The 18,033-nt window shown below is 43.0% G+C and carries 13 protein-coding genes, 1 other RNA gene and 1 pseudogene; 8 read left to right on the forward strand and 7 right to left on the reverse strand.

Annotation, left to right across the window (positions count from 1 at the left end):
- A partial coding sequence (locus JXA84_01265) for a hypothetical protein (protein ID MBN1149831.1) occupies positions 1-3,393 on the reverse strand: 3,393 nt, incomplete at its 3' end.
- A gap of 236 nt (positions 3,394-3,629) precedes the next feature.
- On the opposite strand from JXA84_01265, the gene JXA84_01270 reads away from it, so the two are divergent.
- Positions 3,630-4,103, forward strand: a complete 474-nt coding sequence (locus JXA84_01270) for a TetR/AcrR family transcriptional regulator (protein MBN1149832.1) — start codon at positions 3,630-3,632, stop codon at positions 4,101-4,103.
- A 180-nt stretch (positions 4,104-4,283) separates the two neighbouring features.
- On the opposite strand, the gene JXA84_01275 is transcribed toward JXA84_01270, so the two are convergent.
- Genes JXA84_01275 through JXA84_01285 form a run of 3 tightly spaced genes read right to left on the reverse strand, consistent with a single transcriptional unit; the run spans position 4,284 to position 6,973 of the window.
- A complete protein-coding gene (locus JXA84_01275; protein MBN1149833.1) occupies positions 4,284-4,799 on the reverse strand; it encodes a hypothetical protein in 516 nt (171 codons plus the stop codon).
- A gap of 54 nt (positions 4,800-4,853) precedes the next feature.
- Positions 4,854-6,449 (reverse strand): DUF2271 domain-containing protein, encoded by a 1,596-nt coding sequence (locus JXA84_01280; GenBank protein MBN1149834.1) that lies wholly within the window; start codon positions 6,447-6,449, stop codon positions 4,854-4,856.
- The gene (locus tag JXA84_01285) at positions 6,449-6,973 is read right to left on the reverse strand and encodes an FMN-binding protein (GenBank protein ID MBN1149835.1); all 525 of its coding nucleotides are present in this window, start codon (positions 6,971-6,973) and stop codon (positions 6,449-6,451) included. Before JXA84_01285 ends, JXA84_01280 begins: the two co-directional genes overlap by 1 nt.
- A 246-nt stretch (positions 6,974-7,219) precedes the next feature.
- Between JXA84_01285 and JXA84_01290 the strand changes: the two genes are divergently transcribed.
- A complete protein-coding gene (locus tag JXA84_01290) occupies positions 7,220-7,606 on the forward strand; it encodes an SHOCT domain-containing protein (protein ID MBN1149836.1) in 387 nt (128 codons plus the stop codon).
- A 16-nt stretch (positions 7,607-7,622) separates the two neighbouring features.
- Here the strand turns inward: JXA84_01290 and pdxT are convergent, their stop codons facing one another.
- From pdxT to JXA84_01305, 3 genes are all read right to left on the reverse strand, one after another.
- Positions 7,623-8,222, reverse strand: coding sequence for a pyridoxal 5'-phosphate synthase glutaminase subunit PdxT (gene pdxT / locus JXA84_01295; GenBank protein MBN1149837.1), 600 nt, complete (start codon positions 8,220-8,222; stop codon positions 7,623-7,625).
- The gene (gene pdxS, locus JXA84_01300) at positions 8,216-9,091 is read right to left on the reverse strand and encodes a pyridoxal 5'-phosphate synthase lyase subunit PdxS (GenBank protein ID MBN1149838.1); all 876 of its coding nucleotides are present in this window, start codon (positions 9,089-9,091) and stop codon (positions 8,216-8,218) included. The genes pdxT and pdxS overlap by 7 nt, the downstream gene beginning before the upstream one ends.
- 111 nt (positions 9,092-9,202) lie before the next feature.
- A complete protein-coding gene (locus JXA84_01305; GenBank protein MBN1149839.1) occupies positions 9,203-10,282 on the reverse strand; it encodes an ATP-binding cassette domain-containing protein in 1,080 nt (359 codons plus the stop codon).
- A gap of 45 nt (positions 10,283-10,327) precedes the next feature.
- Here JXA84_01305 and guaA point away from each other — a divergent pair, with 45 nt between their 5' ends.
- From guaA to JXA84_01335, 6 genes and pseudogenes are all read left to right on the forward strand, one after another.
- Positions 10,328-12,136, forward strand: coding sequence for a glutamine-hydrolyzing GMP synthase (gene guaA, locus JXA84_01310; GenBank protein MBN1149840.1), 1,809 nt, complete (start codon positions 10,328-10,330; stop codon positions 12,134-12,136).
- 47 nt (positions 12,137-12,183) lie between these two features.
- Positions 12,184-14,139: a TIM44-like domain-containing protein gene (locus JXA84_01315; protein ID MBN1149841.1), complete on the forward strand. Its 1,956-nt coding sequence runs from the start codon at positions 12,184-12,186 to the stop codon at positions 14,137-14,139.
- A 95-nt stretch (positions 14,140-14,234) separates the two neighbouring features.
- A non-coding RNA gene (gene ssrS, locus JXA84_01320) (6S RNA) lies at positions 14,235-14,409 on the forward strand.
- Between the two features lie 280 nt (positions 14,410-14,689).
- Entirely contained in the window at positions 14,690-16,249 is a 1,560-nt protein-coding gene (gene rny, locus JXA84_01325; GenBank protein ID MBN1149842.1) for a ribonuclease Y, read from the forward strand.
- Positions 16,239-17,081, forward strand: coding sequence for a YmdB family metallophosphoesterase (locus JXA84_01330; protein MBN1149843.1), 843 nt, complete (start codon positions 16,239-16,241; stop codon positions 17,079-17,081). Before rny ends, JXA84_01330 begins: the two co-directional genes overlap by 11 nt.
- Positions 17,074-17,991 (forward strand): annotated as a pseudogene (locus tag JXA84_01335) (bifunctional 5,10-methylenetetrahydrofolate dehydrogenase/5,10-methenyltetrahydrofolate cyclohydrolase). The gene JXA84_01330 and the pseudogene JXA84_01335 overlap by 8 nt, the downstream one beginning before the upstream one ends.
- Positions 17,992-18,033 lie beyond the last annotated feature (42 nt).

Genomic DNA, 18,033 nt, shown 5'->3' on the forward strand with positions numbered 1-18,033 from the left:
CTGTCTTCCCGATATGTCGTAAACGGCCAGTCTGACAGGCACCTCAGAACCAACGCTGTAGCCTATGACGGTTCTGCCCCTGACCGGGTTTGGATAGACCGGAGATAACGAGAAGTGGTGCCGGTCATTTAAAGGATGACCTGTCTCCTGCTCTTCGACATTCACAAGGCCCGAGGGGATGACGATGGATACATCGTCAAAATAGTAACCTTCTGCGACGCCGGAAGGACCTGAGAAAAAAAGCCAGGACAATAGAATTGAACCTTCGTAATTAAAATATACGTTTTGTTTTTGCCATACTCTGTGATCACCAGTGTAAATTGAATCGTATGGAGAGTGAAGCCACGTGCCAGTGTAGCCTTCTTGAGGATACAAAAGACTCCAGGTGCTTCCTCCGTCAGTGGAAGCCTGGAGTTGTACTTTGTCCGAATTGTTAAAGATTTCATACCAGTGCCAGAAAGTCAGCAATGTTCTTTCGGATGATGTAAACGAATCAAATACAACCCTGGAATTGACAATTTGCGAAGAATACTGCCATGTCCCTTCGTTGCCGCAATACATCGAATGCGAGGAACTGTGGTTCCTATGTTCGGTAATATGCCACGATGCAGGTCCCTGGAATGTCCATAAAGAATCACCGTTTTCAAAACCATCGTTAAAAAGTACCCCGCCGATTCCTATGCTGCCTGAACCTTCGTAATGGTAACCTCCGTGGGAATGTCCCAGGAGATTCATTTCAACAAAAGAAGGTGTGGGAATGCTTTCAGAGACGTGTACCGTGAAAGCGCTGTCAAGAGTCAAAGTATCGAAAGGGTTTATGAGGTTAGACTGTTCGAAAGAGTCGATCAGCGTTATATACGGATCGGCGCACAAAAGGTTTATCTCGAGTGATGAAATACTTCCGCTGCCTGTGTTGCATATCTTAAAAGACATGGAAAAATCGTCTCCGGGCTCAATCAATTCAGGCCCCATCGCGGAAATCAAAACCAACTCAGATCCGTTTACTGTCAATGAAATTGTGCTCTCCCAGACGCTGTCATTTTGATCCCAACAGGTAAAAGTGAAAGGAACAACGTAAAGGTCCGGGATTGAATCATGAAATGTCACCGAAAAGCCCGACGAAGAAGACGCGGTGTCGTGAGGATTGATACTGCCGAATTCGACGGTGTCCATTCCAACAGTGGCTGAAGAATCAAGTGAAACAAGAACAGCTTTTACCCCGTTGGCGGTATTCTGACCATGGTTTACAACCGATGGATAAGCCGAATATGTGAAGCCCGAGTTTATCTGCCCGTTGTCGAGGCCTCCAGTTATGGTGTCGAAATCGACTATCGTGACAAAAGCGCTTTGGGAATAGACGCACAAAGTGTCTTGGTAGTATATGCAGTCATGTGCGTAAACAGTTAGACACATGTCATCTGCAGAGCTTATGTTGTAGTCTATAGTGGCGTTTCCCGAAGCGTCGGTAAATGCCCTTGCAAAAACCGATGAATCCGTCAAACCTGTGATACAGCAGACAGCGCCTTCAAGGGGAAGTCCGCCTGTCTGGACGTTGACTGAAAATTGATGGTTTCCCAATTGAATACTGTCTTCATGCAGAGCGGTGATTGTATCAGGTTCTGAAAAATAGATCTGAGTTTCAGGGTCGCCCAAAAGGTTTAGTTCGTTTATGCACCAGTGGTATGAGCTGTCCATGATGGGAATGCAGTTGTCTTTGCCGACTCCGTGTCCTCTTCCTATGTTGTATAGGCTGTCCCTGAAAACTTTTCTTGCAGTCCATATATTCAGCCAGTCCGAAGGTCCCATACCGTTGCCTTCAACCGGGAGTCCCGGCAGAATTCCGTCGCCTATGCCGTACCTCGCGTTGAGCATCAGAGCTATGGATCCTCCGTTGGGCGCGTTGAAAATGTATTCAGCCAGGCATTCGTAATTGTCGAACCATCCGGGCATGCAGGCACAAGAATGGAACACAAAAAGTTTCATGCCGTTTGAAAGGGATGAAATCATAGAACTGACGAGCATTTGGGAAGGGTAACCATACCAGTAAACTCCATCCTGGTTTCCGTGGGCGGCTACGTGCACCCAATGATAACCGTTGTTAAGGGAATCAAGAAAACCGTCGGGGTGGCCGGAGTGGTTTTCGTAGAGTTTTGTGTGAGACCAGTGCAAGGGAAGGCAATTTTCAGCGATCGTATCGCAAATCAGGCTGCCGAAGATGTTGGAGTCAGGCCAGAGCCCAGCGCCTCCTTGTAGTGATTTTTCTAGATAGCCCATAGAGGGGGTTTGCTCGTATGTGAGAAGTTTTGTTATCCAGTTTTCGGCTTCTGTGGTTGAGTTTACGGGAAACCTTCCGACGTAGACGTCGCTGTACCAGTCGCAGGAATCCTGTATGAATTCACCGTATACATGATTGCCGTTGGCGTCCCAGTTCTTGTCGTAGGGAACAACGTCGGAAAAATAGAGATCCGAAGGCATGTCTGTCGAGATTTGGAAAAAAGCGACTTCGGAATGGATGAACCTCGCCCCCAGATTATCATTATCTCCTGCCAAGACAAGATAAATCAGGCCGTGGTTCTGATGGTAGTCCTTTACGAAATTTCTTATCTTCTCCATGTCGTCGTTGCCCTGGTAATGGCTGGAAATCCACTCTAAGCTGAATATTTTCGAGGGAATTCCTTTCTGGTTTTTCCACCGGATCAGCGGCTCAAAGCTCTGAACCAGTTCTTCCGGCGCTACTATTACGTATTCGACTTCTCCGTCTCTCGCTTCTTTCACGAGGGGGGTATTGAAACAAACATCCTGATTGTTGATAACCAGCCCCTCTACGTCCTGCGAAAATACTTCGATTTGACCTTGGGTAAGAAAAACCGGAGAAGACATACCTTCGGCGTATTCTACGACAAGAGTGGCTTTTTTCAGGAACTGAAGTTCTTTTGTGACAGGGTTATAGCGAAAAGGCGTGTAAACAACACCGGCTATTTGAAAACCCGATTTACTTCCCGTGCTGAATGAAAGGACGGGATTTTCGGGATAAAAAGAGTTCTCTTCGTAAACAACACTCGATGGCCCTACAAAGGATGGATTTAAGCTCAGGGGAACATCGGGCTGTCTTGGCAAGATGTCATAATTTCCCAGGACACTCCATTCCTGATCTTCAAGTACGGCTGATATGACGTGAGCGCCTGAAGGCAAGCTGAATCTCATGGTTTCTCCGGGTAAATCCGGGTGTCCAGTAGGCATTACAGAATTGCCTGAATAAATTATGACGTCGCCATACACCGAAGAAACTACGTCAAAATCACTAAAGGAATTCTCAATCTGCCAGTTTATATTACCTGACGTGATATAAGTGGGTAAAACAAAAGCGATGAAAACAAAAATGCAAGCTTTCATTTGTAAATCCTTGTTGAGACTTTCTACGATATTAGTATTAAATAATCAAACCAAGCAAAAGTAAATATAAATGTCGCTGGAAAATGATTTTGTCACAAAATCAAATATATTATACAAAAAGTAAAGTATAGAATCCGGGAGTGAAAATTGACGAGAAAAGAAAAATTGTTCAAGAGAGACCATATATTGTATTCGGTGGATCACATTCTTAATGAAAGGGCTTTAAAAACCTCTCAATGGAGAAGATCGCAGTTCAATCAGAATTCACACGTCAGACCATATACGCCTATTTCAAAAACAGAGAAGAACTTTTACTGATACTGTTCTTGAAAGAAAGCCTTAAAAGATGGGTATATCTTGAAAAAGCGACGGAAGACTGGGATACAAGCGTTAAAAAACTTGAGATGTTTGGAATGTCGTATTGGGAATATTACAGGAAAATTCCCAACTATCTCGATCTTGCTTTATACTACGACAATTACGGAATCCCATATAAATCGATGAGAAAGGCAATTTTAAAGGAATTCTACGAACCAAACATCAGAGCTAAAACTTTTTTTCACAACATTTTTATTCAAGGCCAAAAAGACGGAAGCATAAGGGATGACATTAACGTAGAATTTTCCTTGAGTTATTTCTGCATTTCTCTTCGCGCGGTTCTGAAAGAAGTTATATATCTTAAATATATGAAAAAAGAGTACTTCTTTTAATTTGTAAAAATACTGGTCCAAGGATTTTCGGCAAAGTAAGACGATCGGAAAAATTGTAAAATCCCGGGGCTATGAGGGAAGAAGGTCAACGGGTATTTTCACAAGACGCAGAAGAGCGCGGGAAAACCATCCTCTTCTCGGTATAGGACGTTTTTTAGATTAAACCACGGGATCTGTTTCTCATCCTCCGTCGATTGAGAGGATACGGTTTCCAATACCTGTTTTTACATAGTAAACCGTGAAATACCCATTTTTCAGTATGTCGGCCTGTTCCTGTGATAGTAGAAAATTTACCCCTTCAATTTTTATCTGTGTGAAGCCTCTTTTTCTGATTGATAGCATGGATGTCTGCGCTGAACCGCTGATGATTGATATTTTGCCCTCCCGCAGATTTTTGTTTTTAATGTAATAAGCAGTCATTGGAATAATAAGTATCGGGATGTAGATTAAAAAGGGCCACAATTTCGATAGGTCTAAGTACTGGAGCCCGGTTTTATTGTAATAAATTAGACCTGACAATCCGACGATGAATAGGGCTATGAGCATGGACGTGATCTGCCTCTGGTTTGTCGACTTGTTAAGCGATTCTATTCGTTTTTTCTGTTCGTCTGAAAGGAGTCCGTTCCGGTTGGTGTAGAGATCATCTGCGGTGAAGTTAAAGGCTGTCTCCAGAAGTCTCGATGTTTCTCTTGACAAAACCTAAACCCCGGTAAATCGGTTTTGATCTGCGATATCAAAAACAGTCATGTTCTACTCCATGTACCTTAATTGGATATAAGGAAGAAGGCGGCCGTCTGTTTTGATGACTTCTGCGTTTTCGGCTCCGATTTCAAAATCAACAGATGTCTGTTCGTATTGATAACTCGGCCAATAACTGACTTCTATGTTGGCTTTGTAGGTGCCATTTTGGACTGTGTTACCATCGCTGTCTTTGAGGTTCCAGGTGTAGACATGGTTTCCGAGATCGATGCTCGCGCCGGTATTCGCGTCTGTTGTGAAATTGGAAGAGTTCCCCCAAAGTGGTAATGTCGTTTGAACGGCTTTGACGTTTCCGGCAAAACCCGATACGTAGATTGTTTTGATGAAATTTTCCTGATCGTCTTCTATCCAAACAGCTGTCTGCGGCGGAAGCTCGTCTATAAAACCCAGAGAGAATTCTATTATAAGGCAAGGCTTTTCGAGGGATGAAAAGTCCACCGTAAAGGGTCTTGGATTTAAAACTTCAAAAACCCATTGTGCTTCTTGTGAAGAGGGATAGTCGTTGACTACGTTTGTCCATTTTGAGGCGCCAAGTTTTCTGTAGCCGTATCCGATGTGAAAGAGCGCTGCAGTTTTCACCGAATCGGGAGCGTCGCTTTCAAGTATTTCGTTCAAGTCGGATATACCCTGTTCGAGTTTTCCGACGAAGAAAGGAAACTGGACACCCATGATTCCTCTCAGAAGCTTGAATTCAATATTGTCCGGCTCAATATCGAGGACTTTATCAATTTGATTCATCGCTTTAAAACAAAGATTGGTCCTGTAATCCGTGTCTTCGGTGATGCTCTCTTCGTAAGGGGTTTCCGCCAGAGCGAGATAAACATAGGCGAGAAGCGAAAATGTTTCGACGCGGTTATCATCAAGTTCAACAGCTTTGACCAAAAGAGTTTCAGCCCGGAAATATTCCCCCTCTTCGTAAGATGATTTCGCTCTGGAGAGGAGGTCGTCTAAATCTTCAGCGGAAAAAACAGCCGTGTCTTCAACCGGCTTAAGCGGTTTAAGGCGTTCAATTTCGTCACGCGCTTTTTGAGACAATTCCAGGTCGTTGGAAAGAGAGAGCAGTTCTTCCCACACTTTAATTGCGGATTCTATGTCATCCCGCTTTTCGTATCCCTGGGCTAAATATATTCTCGCTGATATCAAAAGAGACGAATCTTCTTCCTCCGAAGATGTCGGTGTCAGCGCGAGAAGCGTTTCAAGATCTTTTATTCCCTTGTCCAATTTTCCCAAAAAAACCGGGACAACAACGCTCATGAAACCTCTGTAAAACAGGGCGTCGGGATTATCGGGGGCAAGCATGACCGCTTTGTCGAGTATTGAAAATGATTCAAAAGCGCGTGAAGCCTGAAGCTGGAAATCTCTTGTCTCACCTGCGCTTTTACCGATGTAAAAGCCGAGAAGCGCCAAAATTCCTGAATTTTCCGGATACGCTTCGGCAGCTTTCCTCATTAACTCAACGGCCGCTTCAGTGTTGCCTTCTGCGTTGAGTATACCCGCCTGTTCTTTGAAATCTTCGACTGTTGTTTGTGAAAAAACTGAAAATAAAGGTAAAAACAAAAAAACTGTTAAACAAATCAAAGATTTCATTATCTCTCCATTTCGATGATTTTATTGTAAAAAAAAGCCGCTTCCCAAAAATTTTCAATAACAGCGAATGAACTTATAGTCGCTCCGGTGACTGCGTCTATTTCATAATCGTTGAAATTTCTGTTTTCTATATCCAGAAAACCGATTTTCATTCCCGTGAATTTATCGAAAAAACTTTTTTTTTCAAGAAGAACAAAATACTGTGGGGTTTCATTGTGAGATAAAAGAAGAACCCCTATGCAAATACCGTCTGCGGAAATTCCTGTCAAGGTAATTACCGGTCCTACCAGTCCGCTGTTATCGCCCAAAAAACCGTATCCGATCAAAGAATTGTCTTTGTAGACATTGTAGTATGATGAAGTATCGAGAAATACTTTTTCGAAAGAATCAGCAAATACGAAGATTTTCTGAAGGTGAATAGTCTCCTGCGAATCTGCAGAGAGGAGAGAAGATGTGTTAAGGCATGAAATCGAGAAATCTGAAAAAAAACAGAGGACAAACAAAACCATCGCGCTGCTTTTCATTTTGACCTTTTTTTTAGATATTTTTTAAATAAAATAATTTATATTGCGTGAAACGTAAAGTTTTAATTTTTTGGCGGAATTTGATTGCAAGGAGACAAATATGGACACAAGCCGAAAGGTGAGAGGTATTGTGGATTTGTACAGAAAAAAATAAACGACGAAAGGATTTATTTTCATCCAAATGTGCCTTATAAGAAATTAGCCAACATGCAGGACAGCTATGCCAGATGAGCTAAGACGAAATCTGTGCTGGTTCTGATAGACAACACTACTTTCGGAAACGCCAAAGACGGGGCTCTTTTCACCGATGAAGCGGTCTATTCACACAACATGATGCAGAAAGCCCAAAAATACAAGTATGAAGAAATCGACTCGGTGGTTTTTATACCTGGTTTGACGAGCAACCTAATAATAAACGGAATAAAATTTCTCGAGACTAATTTCCCATCACAGTTTTCAATTAACCTTATAAAAGAGATGCTCGGTGAAATTGTTCATGAACTCAGGATTAATTCTGCGAAAAGCGCATCTCCTGTTGATGCCCTGAAAAAACTCAAAGAACTCTTTGAACAAGGCTTGATAAATGAGGCGGAGTATGAAGAAAAGAGAAAAAAATACGTTGAGCTTCTTTAGGGCGGGAGGTCTGTCGTCAGGAAATTATCGATCTAATTATTTTATAGACTTCAAATCCTTCAGACAATTCGGGATGAAAAGTAGAGACGATTATTCTGTCTTTATGCAAGAAAACCGGATCATCGTCTGAAGTGGCGAGTATTTCCACTCCATCGCCTATTTTCGATATCTTTGGAGCTCTAATAAAGACGCCTTCCGCTGTTTTTTCTTTCGTGTATTTGTGGGTTTCTTCAGTAAAGTAGATTTTTTTTACGGAAGAATCCAACTGTCTTCCATAGGCGTTTCTTTGAATCTCGATGTCTAAAAAACCCCATGGTTCAATTTTTTTCCCATTCAGGATTTTTTTTGACAAAAGTATGCTTCCGGCGCAGGTTCCGAAAACCGCTGAGCCTTTTTTAGCTTCTTCTTTTATTTTGCTGTCCAGCCCGTAAATTTTTGAAAGGAGAAAAATCGTAGACGATTCGCCTCCGGGGATTATTATCAAATCTGAAAAAGGCGGGAAATCAGAAGGTTTCCTGACAAAGAAAATTTTAGAAGCCTTGAAGTACTCTCCCGCTTTTGAAGCGTGTGAAGAGTAGTCCCCTTGAACGGCGACTACAGATATGAATTTTACCATCCTCTTGTCTGAAGTTCGTCTTCCGGTGAAATTTTTGAAGAGTCAATGCCCTTCATGCCTTCTCCCAAGTCTTCTGATATCTCAGCTATCAATTTGGGATCGTTGTAATGAGCGACTGCCAGTACTATCGCACGTGCCCTTTTTTCCGGATCGGAAGATTTAAAAATACCGGAACCGACAAAGACGCTCTCCGCGCCGAGTTGCATCATTAAAGACGCATCTGCGGGAGTAGCCACGCCTCCGGCGGCGAAGTTCGGAACAGGAAGTTTTCCTTTTTCAGCCACAGATCTGACCAGTGAATAAGGGGATTGAAGCTCCTTAGATTTCGACATTATTTCATCGTCTCTTAAAGTCGTCAGAAGCCGTATCTCGCTCATGACTGTCCTCATATGCCTGACAGCGTGAATTATATCGCCCGTGCCTGCTTCGCCTTTGGTTCTTATCAGGGCGGCTCCTTCGCCGATTCTTCTTAGAGCCTCTCCGAGATTTCTGCAGCCGCAGACAAAAGGGACATCGAAAGCAAATTTATCGACGTGAAATTTATCGTCAGCAGGGGTTAGGACCTCTGATTCATCTATAAAATCTACTCCTAATGCCTGAAGAATCTGGGCTTCGGCAAAATGGCCGATCCGGCATTTAGCCATGACAGGAATGTCTACAGATGACATGATTTCCTTGATTTTTTTTATGCTCGCCATCCTGGCAACACCGCCCGAAGCCCTAATATCGGCCGGAACTCTCTCAAGAGCCATGACCGCGACAGCGCCTGCTTCCTGGGCTATTGTCGCCTGAACGGCGTCTGTGACATCCATGATGACTCCCCCCTTGAGCATATCGGCCAACCCGATTTTAATTTTTATCTCAGCCATGAAAACCTCCTTAAAAATACCTGCTGTAGTGAAATTTTTTTGAATCTACATTATATCACAATTTCAAAATAAATTAAATCATCCCTTATATATAGAAGAGATACCTAACAATCAGAGAATCCCTTCAGGGGCAGTGAAATAAATTTCTCCTCCTGAACTGATAAACTGCTCGAGTTGTTCCGCGAGCCATAAAATCCTTTTTGAGTCTAGGTGTAGCAAGGGATTTTCAATGAAAAGACACTTGGGCAAGGCAGAAAGAGAAAGGCAAAACGCCAGAACTCTTCTTTGTCCCGATGAAAGCCTAAAAGGATCAGCTTCCATGATCTCTTCGGAAAAACCGGCTTTAATTGCTCTGTCGAGAAATACATCTCTATTTAAGCCTCTAAACAAGACTTCCTCTCGGATCGAGCCTGAAAAGAAAAGGCGTTCGGAGTAGCTTGGGAGAAATGAAATCGATGGTTTATTTTTCATCATTTTCCTCGTGAGTTCCGATAATTCAAGAGTATTTTGAAGCCTGTGACAATTCCCGGAACTAAAAACCTCCCGTATAATTTTCAAATAAGACTCTTCTCCGGGAATTGTTTCCAAAACCTTCATCCTGCCGTTTTCAATTAAAAAGTTTTTCTGTGTAAAACCTTTGAAAAATGAAGGAAATTGAGTTACAAAAAGGCTTCCTACGCAGTTTTCTGAGACAAGGCCGATAAAATTCTGTCTCTCAGCGGAAGACAAATTTACAAAAACTTCATCGAAAAGAATGAATTTTTTGCCGGAAACTAAAAATCCTGCTGTAAAAAGGTTTAAAAGGTCGCTGTGCGACATACCATAAGTGCATTTGTCCTTTAACGACCATTCGTGCATTGTTTTTAAAATAAGATTATCCTCCAGGGGTTGTTTTCTAAGGCAAGCGCTGAATCTTAGTTCTTTTTGAGATGAAGTAAACACTGTTTGGCTGAAAATGTCCTGTCTTACAAGTCCCACGAAAGGAACAACGTCTTGGGTGTTTTCACCGACGCATATTTTCCCTGAATCAGGAGGTAAAAGTCCCGACAAAATAAACAAAAAAGTACTCTTTCCTGAGCCAATTTCACCGGAAACGGTAATTATTGAATTTTCGCCTAACTCAAAGCTTATATCATTTAAAAATTTCTCTTTATTCCAAGAAAATGATATATTTTCAGCGAAGAGTTTCATAGATTAGGGGTTAACACGCACAAAAGTAAAAGAAAAGAGGAAATTGTGCCCGATAAAATAGCTGTTATTGATTTCGGAGGACAATACGCTCATCTAATTGCCACTAAAGTCAGAGAAGCGGGTGTTTACGCGGAAATTTTAGAACCAGATCACGACGTTGAATTACTGCGTAGTTACAAGGGATTGATTCTTTCGGGAAGCCCCGCTCTCAGTTCTCAGGATGAATTTGCCATGAATGGCGACATATTCACTGGAGGAGTTCCGATACTCGGTTTTTGTTTCGGTCATCAGGAAATTGCTAAATTTCACGGGGGCAAAATTGAGCACAAAGGGCAGGAATACGGCAGAAGTGTCTTGCGGATAACAGCGGAATCGCCTTTATTCGAAGGTCTTTCAAAAGAAGAAACAGTGTGGATGAGCCATGGAGACGCGGTTGTTTCTCCCGGGGATATGGAAGAAATCGGAGTTTCTGTCTCTCCGGACGGTAAAATCCAGAGGTATTCCGCACTCCAGCATATGCCCTTAAAGCATTTCGGGTTACAGTTTCATCCTGAAGTCGACGATACTCCAAACGGCAAAAAAATGATTGAAAACTTTGTCCTGAAAATTTGTTCTTGTCGAAAATCATGGACCCAGAAGACTATTCTTGACACTATAGAAAACAGCCTGGGGAAAAACACTCTGCACAAAAAAGTGGTAATGCTCGTCAGCGGAGGAGTAGATTCAACCGTGGCGGCGGTCCTACTCGGAAAATTTCTTCCCTCCGAAAACCTCCATTTCATTCATATTGACACGGGTCTGATGAGAGAAAACGAAAGCGCTGAGGTCATATCGCTTTTTGAAAGGCAAGGGTTGCTAAACAGCATGGAATTCATCGATGCTTCAAGAAAATTTCTGAGTAAGCTTGAAGGCATAAGCGACCCTGAAGAAAAAAGAAAAATAATAGGAGATACTTTCGTAGAGGTATCTCAGGATCTAATAGAGAATTCCTCTGAAGACGAAAGTTTTGTACTGGGCCAGGGAACTATATATCCCGACAGAATTGAGACTGGCGGATCCAAGCATGCCAATAGAATAAAGACTCACCACAACAGAGTCCCTCTCATAGAGGAAATGATAAAAGAAGGAAGGGTGGTTGAACCAATAAAGGATCTATACAAAAAAGAGGTCAGAGATTTAGGATCAAATCTCGGTATACCTTCGGAATTTTTAAAAAGGCATCCTTTCCCCGGTCCTGGTCTGGGCGTGAGGTGTGTTTGTTCTGATGGTTTAGTCGAGAACAACGAATTTGAAAAGGTGAAAAAAAGTTTGGCTACAATTCACAGGGGAGCATTTAAATTAGGCGCGATTCCGATTAAATCAGTCGGTGTAAAAGGTGACTTGCGAAGCTATGAATTTACCGCCACTGTGTGTTCTGAAAAATATGATTTATCGGAAGGATCAATTTTTGCAAACGTAGTTTTCCGTTTTGCAAAAGGCGTTAACAGAGTTCTCTGGATGTTTGGCTTAAAAGAACTTCCGGAATTTAAACCGCGTAGAGCTTACATCACTCCGGATAGGCTTCAATTGCTAAGAAAAGCCGATAAAAAAGCAAATGACCTGCTTCTGAAACACCGCGTATACGAAGAGATTTGGCAGATGCCTGTGATTATGCTGCCCGTGAAGGTAAATGGGTTAGATGCGGAAATAATCGTACTAAGACCTGTCCGTTCCGAAAGAGGAATGACGGCGAGACCGTATTTTTTGAGCGAAAATTTCATGAGAGAAATGGATGTTTCCTTAAAGGAAACAGGTTCGCATCTCCTCGCTTTTGATTTATCATCAAAACCGCCAGCTACAATAGAATGGGAATGAACCATCGATTATTTGAAAACACCAGGTCTCGATAAACGGGGGTATTAATGAAAAAGAAATTTATCGTTTTATTGTTTTTAGCCGTGCTACTGTTGGCGCCGCTCGGCGTGCTTACGGCGAGAGCCGGAGGCGGAGAGTCTTATGGAGGCGGTGGAGGTGGTGGAGGTGGTGGAGGCTCTTTCGGCGGAGGGGGGTCCGGCGGAGACGGTGGGGGTGAGCTCATCCTTTGCTTGATATGGCTGATAATAAAGTATCCCTGTATTGGTATTCCGCTGACTGTATTTCTGATAATTATGGCGATAGTCGCAAAAGTTAAAGGTTCCGGAGCGATAACCGACAGAAATCTCAAAAGGGCTCAAAAAGCTGTCAAGAGCAGGAATGTCGATAAAAACTTGAATTCACTGATCGCCAAAGATCCTAATTTTTCTCTTGAATCAATGAAGACCAGAGTCGCCACGGCATTTCTTGCCATCCAAAAGGCATGGAGCAATCAGGACCTGAAAAAAGTTACGGCGTTCATGTCCGACGGAGTCTACGAAAGGTTTTCTCTGCAGATTGACATGCAGAAAGCTGAAGGCTGGAGAAACATCATGGAAAACGTCATAGTTCAAAACATTGAACTGGTGTCCGCCCTGACGGACAGGAATTTTGATACTCTGCATTTCAGTGTAAAGGCGAAAGCCAAAGATTACAAAGTCAACATAGCTACAGGAAGGACGATACCGGGGTCGATGATCAACGACAGCTTTACAGAAATATGGACTTTTTTGAGGAAAGCGGACGTCAAAACATTAGGAAAAAAAGGCGCTTTTGAGGGTAATTGCCCAAACTGCGCCGCGCCTCTTGAAATTACTGACGCAGGTACCTGCAAAGCTTGCAACGCATTCGTCAGAAGTCCGTCCTACGACTGGATTCTTTCCGAGATAACGCAAGTCGAAGAATGGGAACCCCGCTCTTCCGAATCCTCTGTATATATCAAAAACGAGTTGTCGGATAAAGACCCGCATTTTTCCACACAGTTCATTGAAGACAGAGCATCCGTGATTTTTTACCGCTATCAGTCGGCGCTTTTCACTGGAAATGCAGTTCATTTAAAAAAAGTGGCGTTTCCTCAAGAATACGGGAAACTCGAAGCACAGATCGCAAGAAACAAAAACGGCGATACAGCACCTTATTACAGGTTCCCAGCAGTCGGGAAATCCGAGACCCTTTGGGTTCAGGCAGGGGATGAAATGGATAAGATACACGTTTTGATAAAATGGTCCGGAAGCGCGGCCGAGAGAAGTATTTCAACAGGTAAAACTCATGACACGGGACCGAGGTCGATAAGAATGACGGTTTTCACCCTTATTAGAAAATCAGGCGTTCTTTCCCCTTCGGATTCTTTCGCTTCTTCTCATTGTCCAAACTGCGGAGCTCCGGAAGTAAGAGATTCAAGAGACGTCTGCCCTTATTGCGGAACGGTTCTCAATGACGGCAGCAGATCCTGGGTTCTTGGCGACATGCAGGATTATTCCCATTGGATTAGGGAAAACAGACAAAAATGGACAGAAGAAAGTCAAAAATCTGTTCTGAGCCAATCCAATAATCCTTACTCGGTCGTAGAAGCGCTTGCGGCAATGATGTTTGCTGACGGAAACGTCGATGAAACCGAGAAAAAAACTCTTTCAAAGTTTGCCTTAAAATACAACATATCCGGTTCATCTTTAGATGATATTGTAAAGAGAGCTTCTTCAGGTCAATGGACATGGAGCATTCCGGAAGACAAAGAGCAGAAGAGTCAATTTCTTCATGCCTTGATTGACATGGCTCTCAGCGACGGAAGGGTTAGTTCAAGCGAATGGAAAATACTTAAAAAAGTAGCTTACAATTCTTCTATAGATGATGTGATGTTGAAAAAAATTGTCATAGAAAGGCAAAAAGCCCTCATACAATTCGGAAAGAATTATTTTAAAAAGACAGACAAAAACATCGACCCTCCTCCCCCTGAAAATTGGGAGTGATTTCAATAATTTTGACAAATTATCGGTTTAATAGATTGAATTAGAAAATCAAATCTGCTAAAATTATGACGATGAAAGACAGAGTATTAAGAAATCGGACACTGGGGTGCACGTGAAGAAAGATTTTTGTTTGAGCCAACAGCCTTTAACAGGGAATTTGATTCCTTGCGGGAAGATTGAGCTCTTAATTGAGATTTTCAGAACGCGAGGTAGGATACCCACCTTGATAAAGGTTCAAACTCTCCTTTCACACGGCATCCCGGTTCCAATATTAAAGGGATAAGGATACTTGTTAAGAGAAAATTATTATCTTTCAATAACACAAAAAAATTTAGAAAAAAGAGATAATATAATTCGTGAAAAAGTCATGAAGTCGGAAATCTTAGAACTGGGTTGTATGACTCAACAGAGTTTCTCCGAAATTCGCATCTGACTTTTCTTAATTTCTCCAAGAAGTATTTCTGTCCTCGGCGGGAGGGAATAAGTGCATATAGTTTTATTGAGTCAAGTGATCGGACAAAACACAGGGATTTCAAACGTCCCCCTTGTTTTGATTCTTCCGATCATAATTTTTAGTTTTGTTCTCTGCATTATAACTTTTTGGCTCGGTTATGTTGTTAGCCTGAAAATCCAAAAAAGCCGTTTGGAAGACGCCAAAACACAAGCGCGAAAAATCATCGAAGACGCCAAAAGCGAAGCGGAATCTTATAAAAAGACGGCTAAACTCGAAGTCAGCGAAGAAGCAGCGAAAACTCGGGCTGATTTAGAGGCAAAGGAACGAAAATTTCAAAGAGAAATGTACCAGATAGAAAAAAGGCTCAACGACAGAACAGCGTCTTTGGATAAAAAGCAGGAATCGGTCAATACAAAGGAAAGAGACCTTGTCAAAAAGGAAAAAGACCTGGTCGTCAAAGAAAGAGCTTTAATGCTGAAAGCCGAAAAGCTCGATAATGAGCTCAAAGAAATCAGCAACAGGCTTCAAAGAATATCGAGGATGACTGTTCAAGAGGCAAAAAACGAACTTCTACAAAGCCTTGAGAACAAAGTCAAAAAAGAATCGGCTCAGATGATAAAGGACATAATCGACAGCGCTCAGAAAGAAGCCGACAAAGAAGCGGCTGAAATTGTAGTTTCAGCCATACAAAGGTGCGCTACCGACCACACCGTTGAATCCACAGTGTCGGTGGTCTCTCTGCCTTCAGAAGACATGAAAGGCAGAATTATTGGAAGAGAAGGCAGAAATATAAGGTCTTTTGAAAATCTCACTGGAATAGAGATAATTATCGATGACACTCCGGAAGCGATAACTCTATCAGGCTTCGACCCGGTCAGGAGGGAGATTGCCAGAATCGCGATGGAAAAACTCGTTTCGGACGGCAGAATAAACCCTGGAAGAATAGAAGTCGTTGTTGAAAAAGCGAAAAAAGAGATTGATGAAATAATCAAAAAAACCGCCGAAGAAACCGTCAACGAACTTGGAATATCCGAGTTCCACCCTGAAATTATGAAATATTTGGGCAGGCTAAGATACAGGACAAGTTACGGTCAAAATGTCCTGCAGCATTCAAAAGAAGTCGCGCATCTTTCCGCTCTAATGGCCGGAGAGTTAGGTCTTGATACCGCGCTGGCGAGAAGAAGCGGACTCCTTCACGACATAGGAAAAGCCGCTGATCATACCCTCGAAGGCACCCATGCTCTTATAGGAGCAGATATAGCTAAAAGGTACAACGAAGACTATATTGTCATTAACGCCATAGCGGCTCACCATGAAGAGGTCGAGCCGGTGTCTCCCATAGCTGTTCTAGTTCAAGCGGCGGATGCTATTTCCGGATCGAGACCTGGCGCCAGGAGAGACACCATAGAGGCTTATCTCGAAAGGGTCGAAAAACTCGAAGATATCGCAGTGGATGTCGAGGGAGTGGAAAAAGTTTTTGCCCTCCAAGCTGGCAGGGAACTCAGAGTCATTGTGGAGCCATCCAAGATATCCGACGCTGAAGCCATAGTGTTGTCTGGTGAGGTGGCGGCGAGGATCGAGAAAGAACTGAAGTACCCCGGGCAGATAAAAGTTACCGTCATAAGGGAAATCAGAGCCACCGAGTATGCAAAATAGAGTCAAAGTCGTATTTTTGGGAGATATAATCGGCAAACCCGGCAGGCAGGTTTGTAAAGCTTTGCTGCCTGAAATCATAAGTGAGTATTCTCCCGACGCTGTAATTGCGAACGGGGAAAACCTCGCTTCTGGATTTGGAATTTCCAAAAGGGTCGCTGAGGAGCTTTTGGAGTCGGGTGTTTCAGTGTTTACAGGAGGCAACCACTCCCTTCACGTTTCCGGAGCGGAAGAATGGTTTGAAAAGGAACAGAGGGTATTGATTCCAGCGAATTTCACAAAATACATCAAAGGTTCGAGAATTGCAGAAATAAAGACAGAAAATTCTTTTATATACGTCTTTTGTCTTGTCGGCAGACTTTTCATGAATCAGAGCGACAATCCATTTACCGTTGCGGGTTCCGTTCTCGAAGAGATTAAAAGGAGAAAAAAAGTTTTAAACCCTGTCATTGTTGTCGATTTTCACGCTGAAGCGACTTCGGAAAAAAAAGCGCTTTTTTACGAACTCGACGGAAAAGCGACTGCTGTTTTCGGGACGCACACTCATGTTGCGACTTCGGATGAATTTGTCTCTGAAAACGGGACCGCTTACATCACAGATGCCGGAATGGCAGGGGCTTTTGATTCAGTTATCGGCATGGGAGCCTCTGAATCTCTTGAGTCTCTGAAAACCGGAAGAAAAATGAGGTTGAAACCGGCATTTGGCGCGAAAAGACGGCTTGACGGAGTTTTTTTCGCGGCGGACTCTGAGACCGGAAAAGCCCTTGAAATAAAAAGGTTCACTAAATTTGCGGAGTTTTCAAGCATAGCGAACGGGGCGAGAATTGGAAACTAAAATACTGCAAGGAAAACCTGTTGCGGATGAAATCTACAGCGATTTGTCCGGCAAAATCGCGAGAATGCAGAGAAAACCATACCTCGTGGTATTTCTTGTAGGGGAAGATCCCGCTTCAAAATCGTACGTAAGCTCTAAAACCAAAGCCGCAAAAAAAATCGGGATCAGAGAAAACACTTTGGTTTTACCGACTGGCATCAAAGAAAATGAACTTGAGTATCTTGTAAAAAAATGCGCCGAAGAGGAGAACCCGGACGGAATCCTTGTTCAATTTCCTCTTCCGAGTCATATAAATCCCGAAAAGATTATCCTTTCAATCCCAGCGGAAAAGGACGTCGACGGACTTCACCCCCAGAATCTTGGGTCTCTCATGAGGGGCACCACAGGACATTACCCATGCACTCCATCAGGTGTTATTGCATTACTTGAGTACTATAGGATACAGACAAAAGGTAAAAATGCCGTCGTCTTGGGCAGAAGCCTAATAACCGGAAAACCAATGGCCAATCTTCTTCTCGATAAAGGCATTGACGCGACTGTAGCGGTCTGCCACAGCGCAACCCCTGATATATCGCGTTATACATCCAATGCAGAGATAGTGATTTCAGCTGTTGGAAGACCTTGTTTTTTGAAAAGTGAAATGGTCAAAGAAGGCTCGACGATAATTGACGTCGGCGTCAACAGGGTTCCATGCTCTTCATCGAAAAACGGGTACGTTTTAAAAGGAGACTCTGATTTTGATAATATGCTGGGTCGAGTCTCCGGAATTACCCCTGTCCCAGGCGGCGTAGGCCTTTTGACTGTCGCCATGCTCATGAAAAATACTGTAAAAGCAGCATTATTGAGAGAAAATAAAAATGGAAATACTGTCGGTCTCTCAGCTCAACGGGCAAGCGAAGAGAATCCTTGAGGTCGAATTTTCACGGATAGCAGTCCGGGGAGAAATTTCGAA

Source organism: candidate division WOR-3 bacterium, from assembly GCA_016926475.1.
GTDB lineage: Bacteria > SDB-A > SDB-A > SDB-A > SDB-A > JAFGIG01.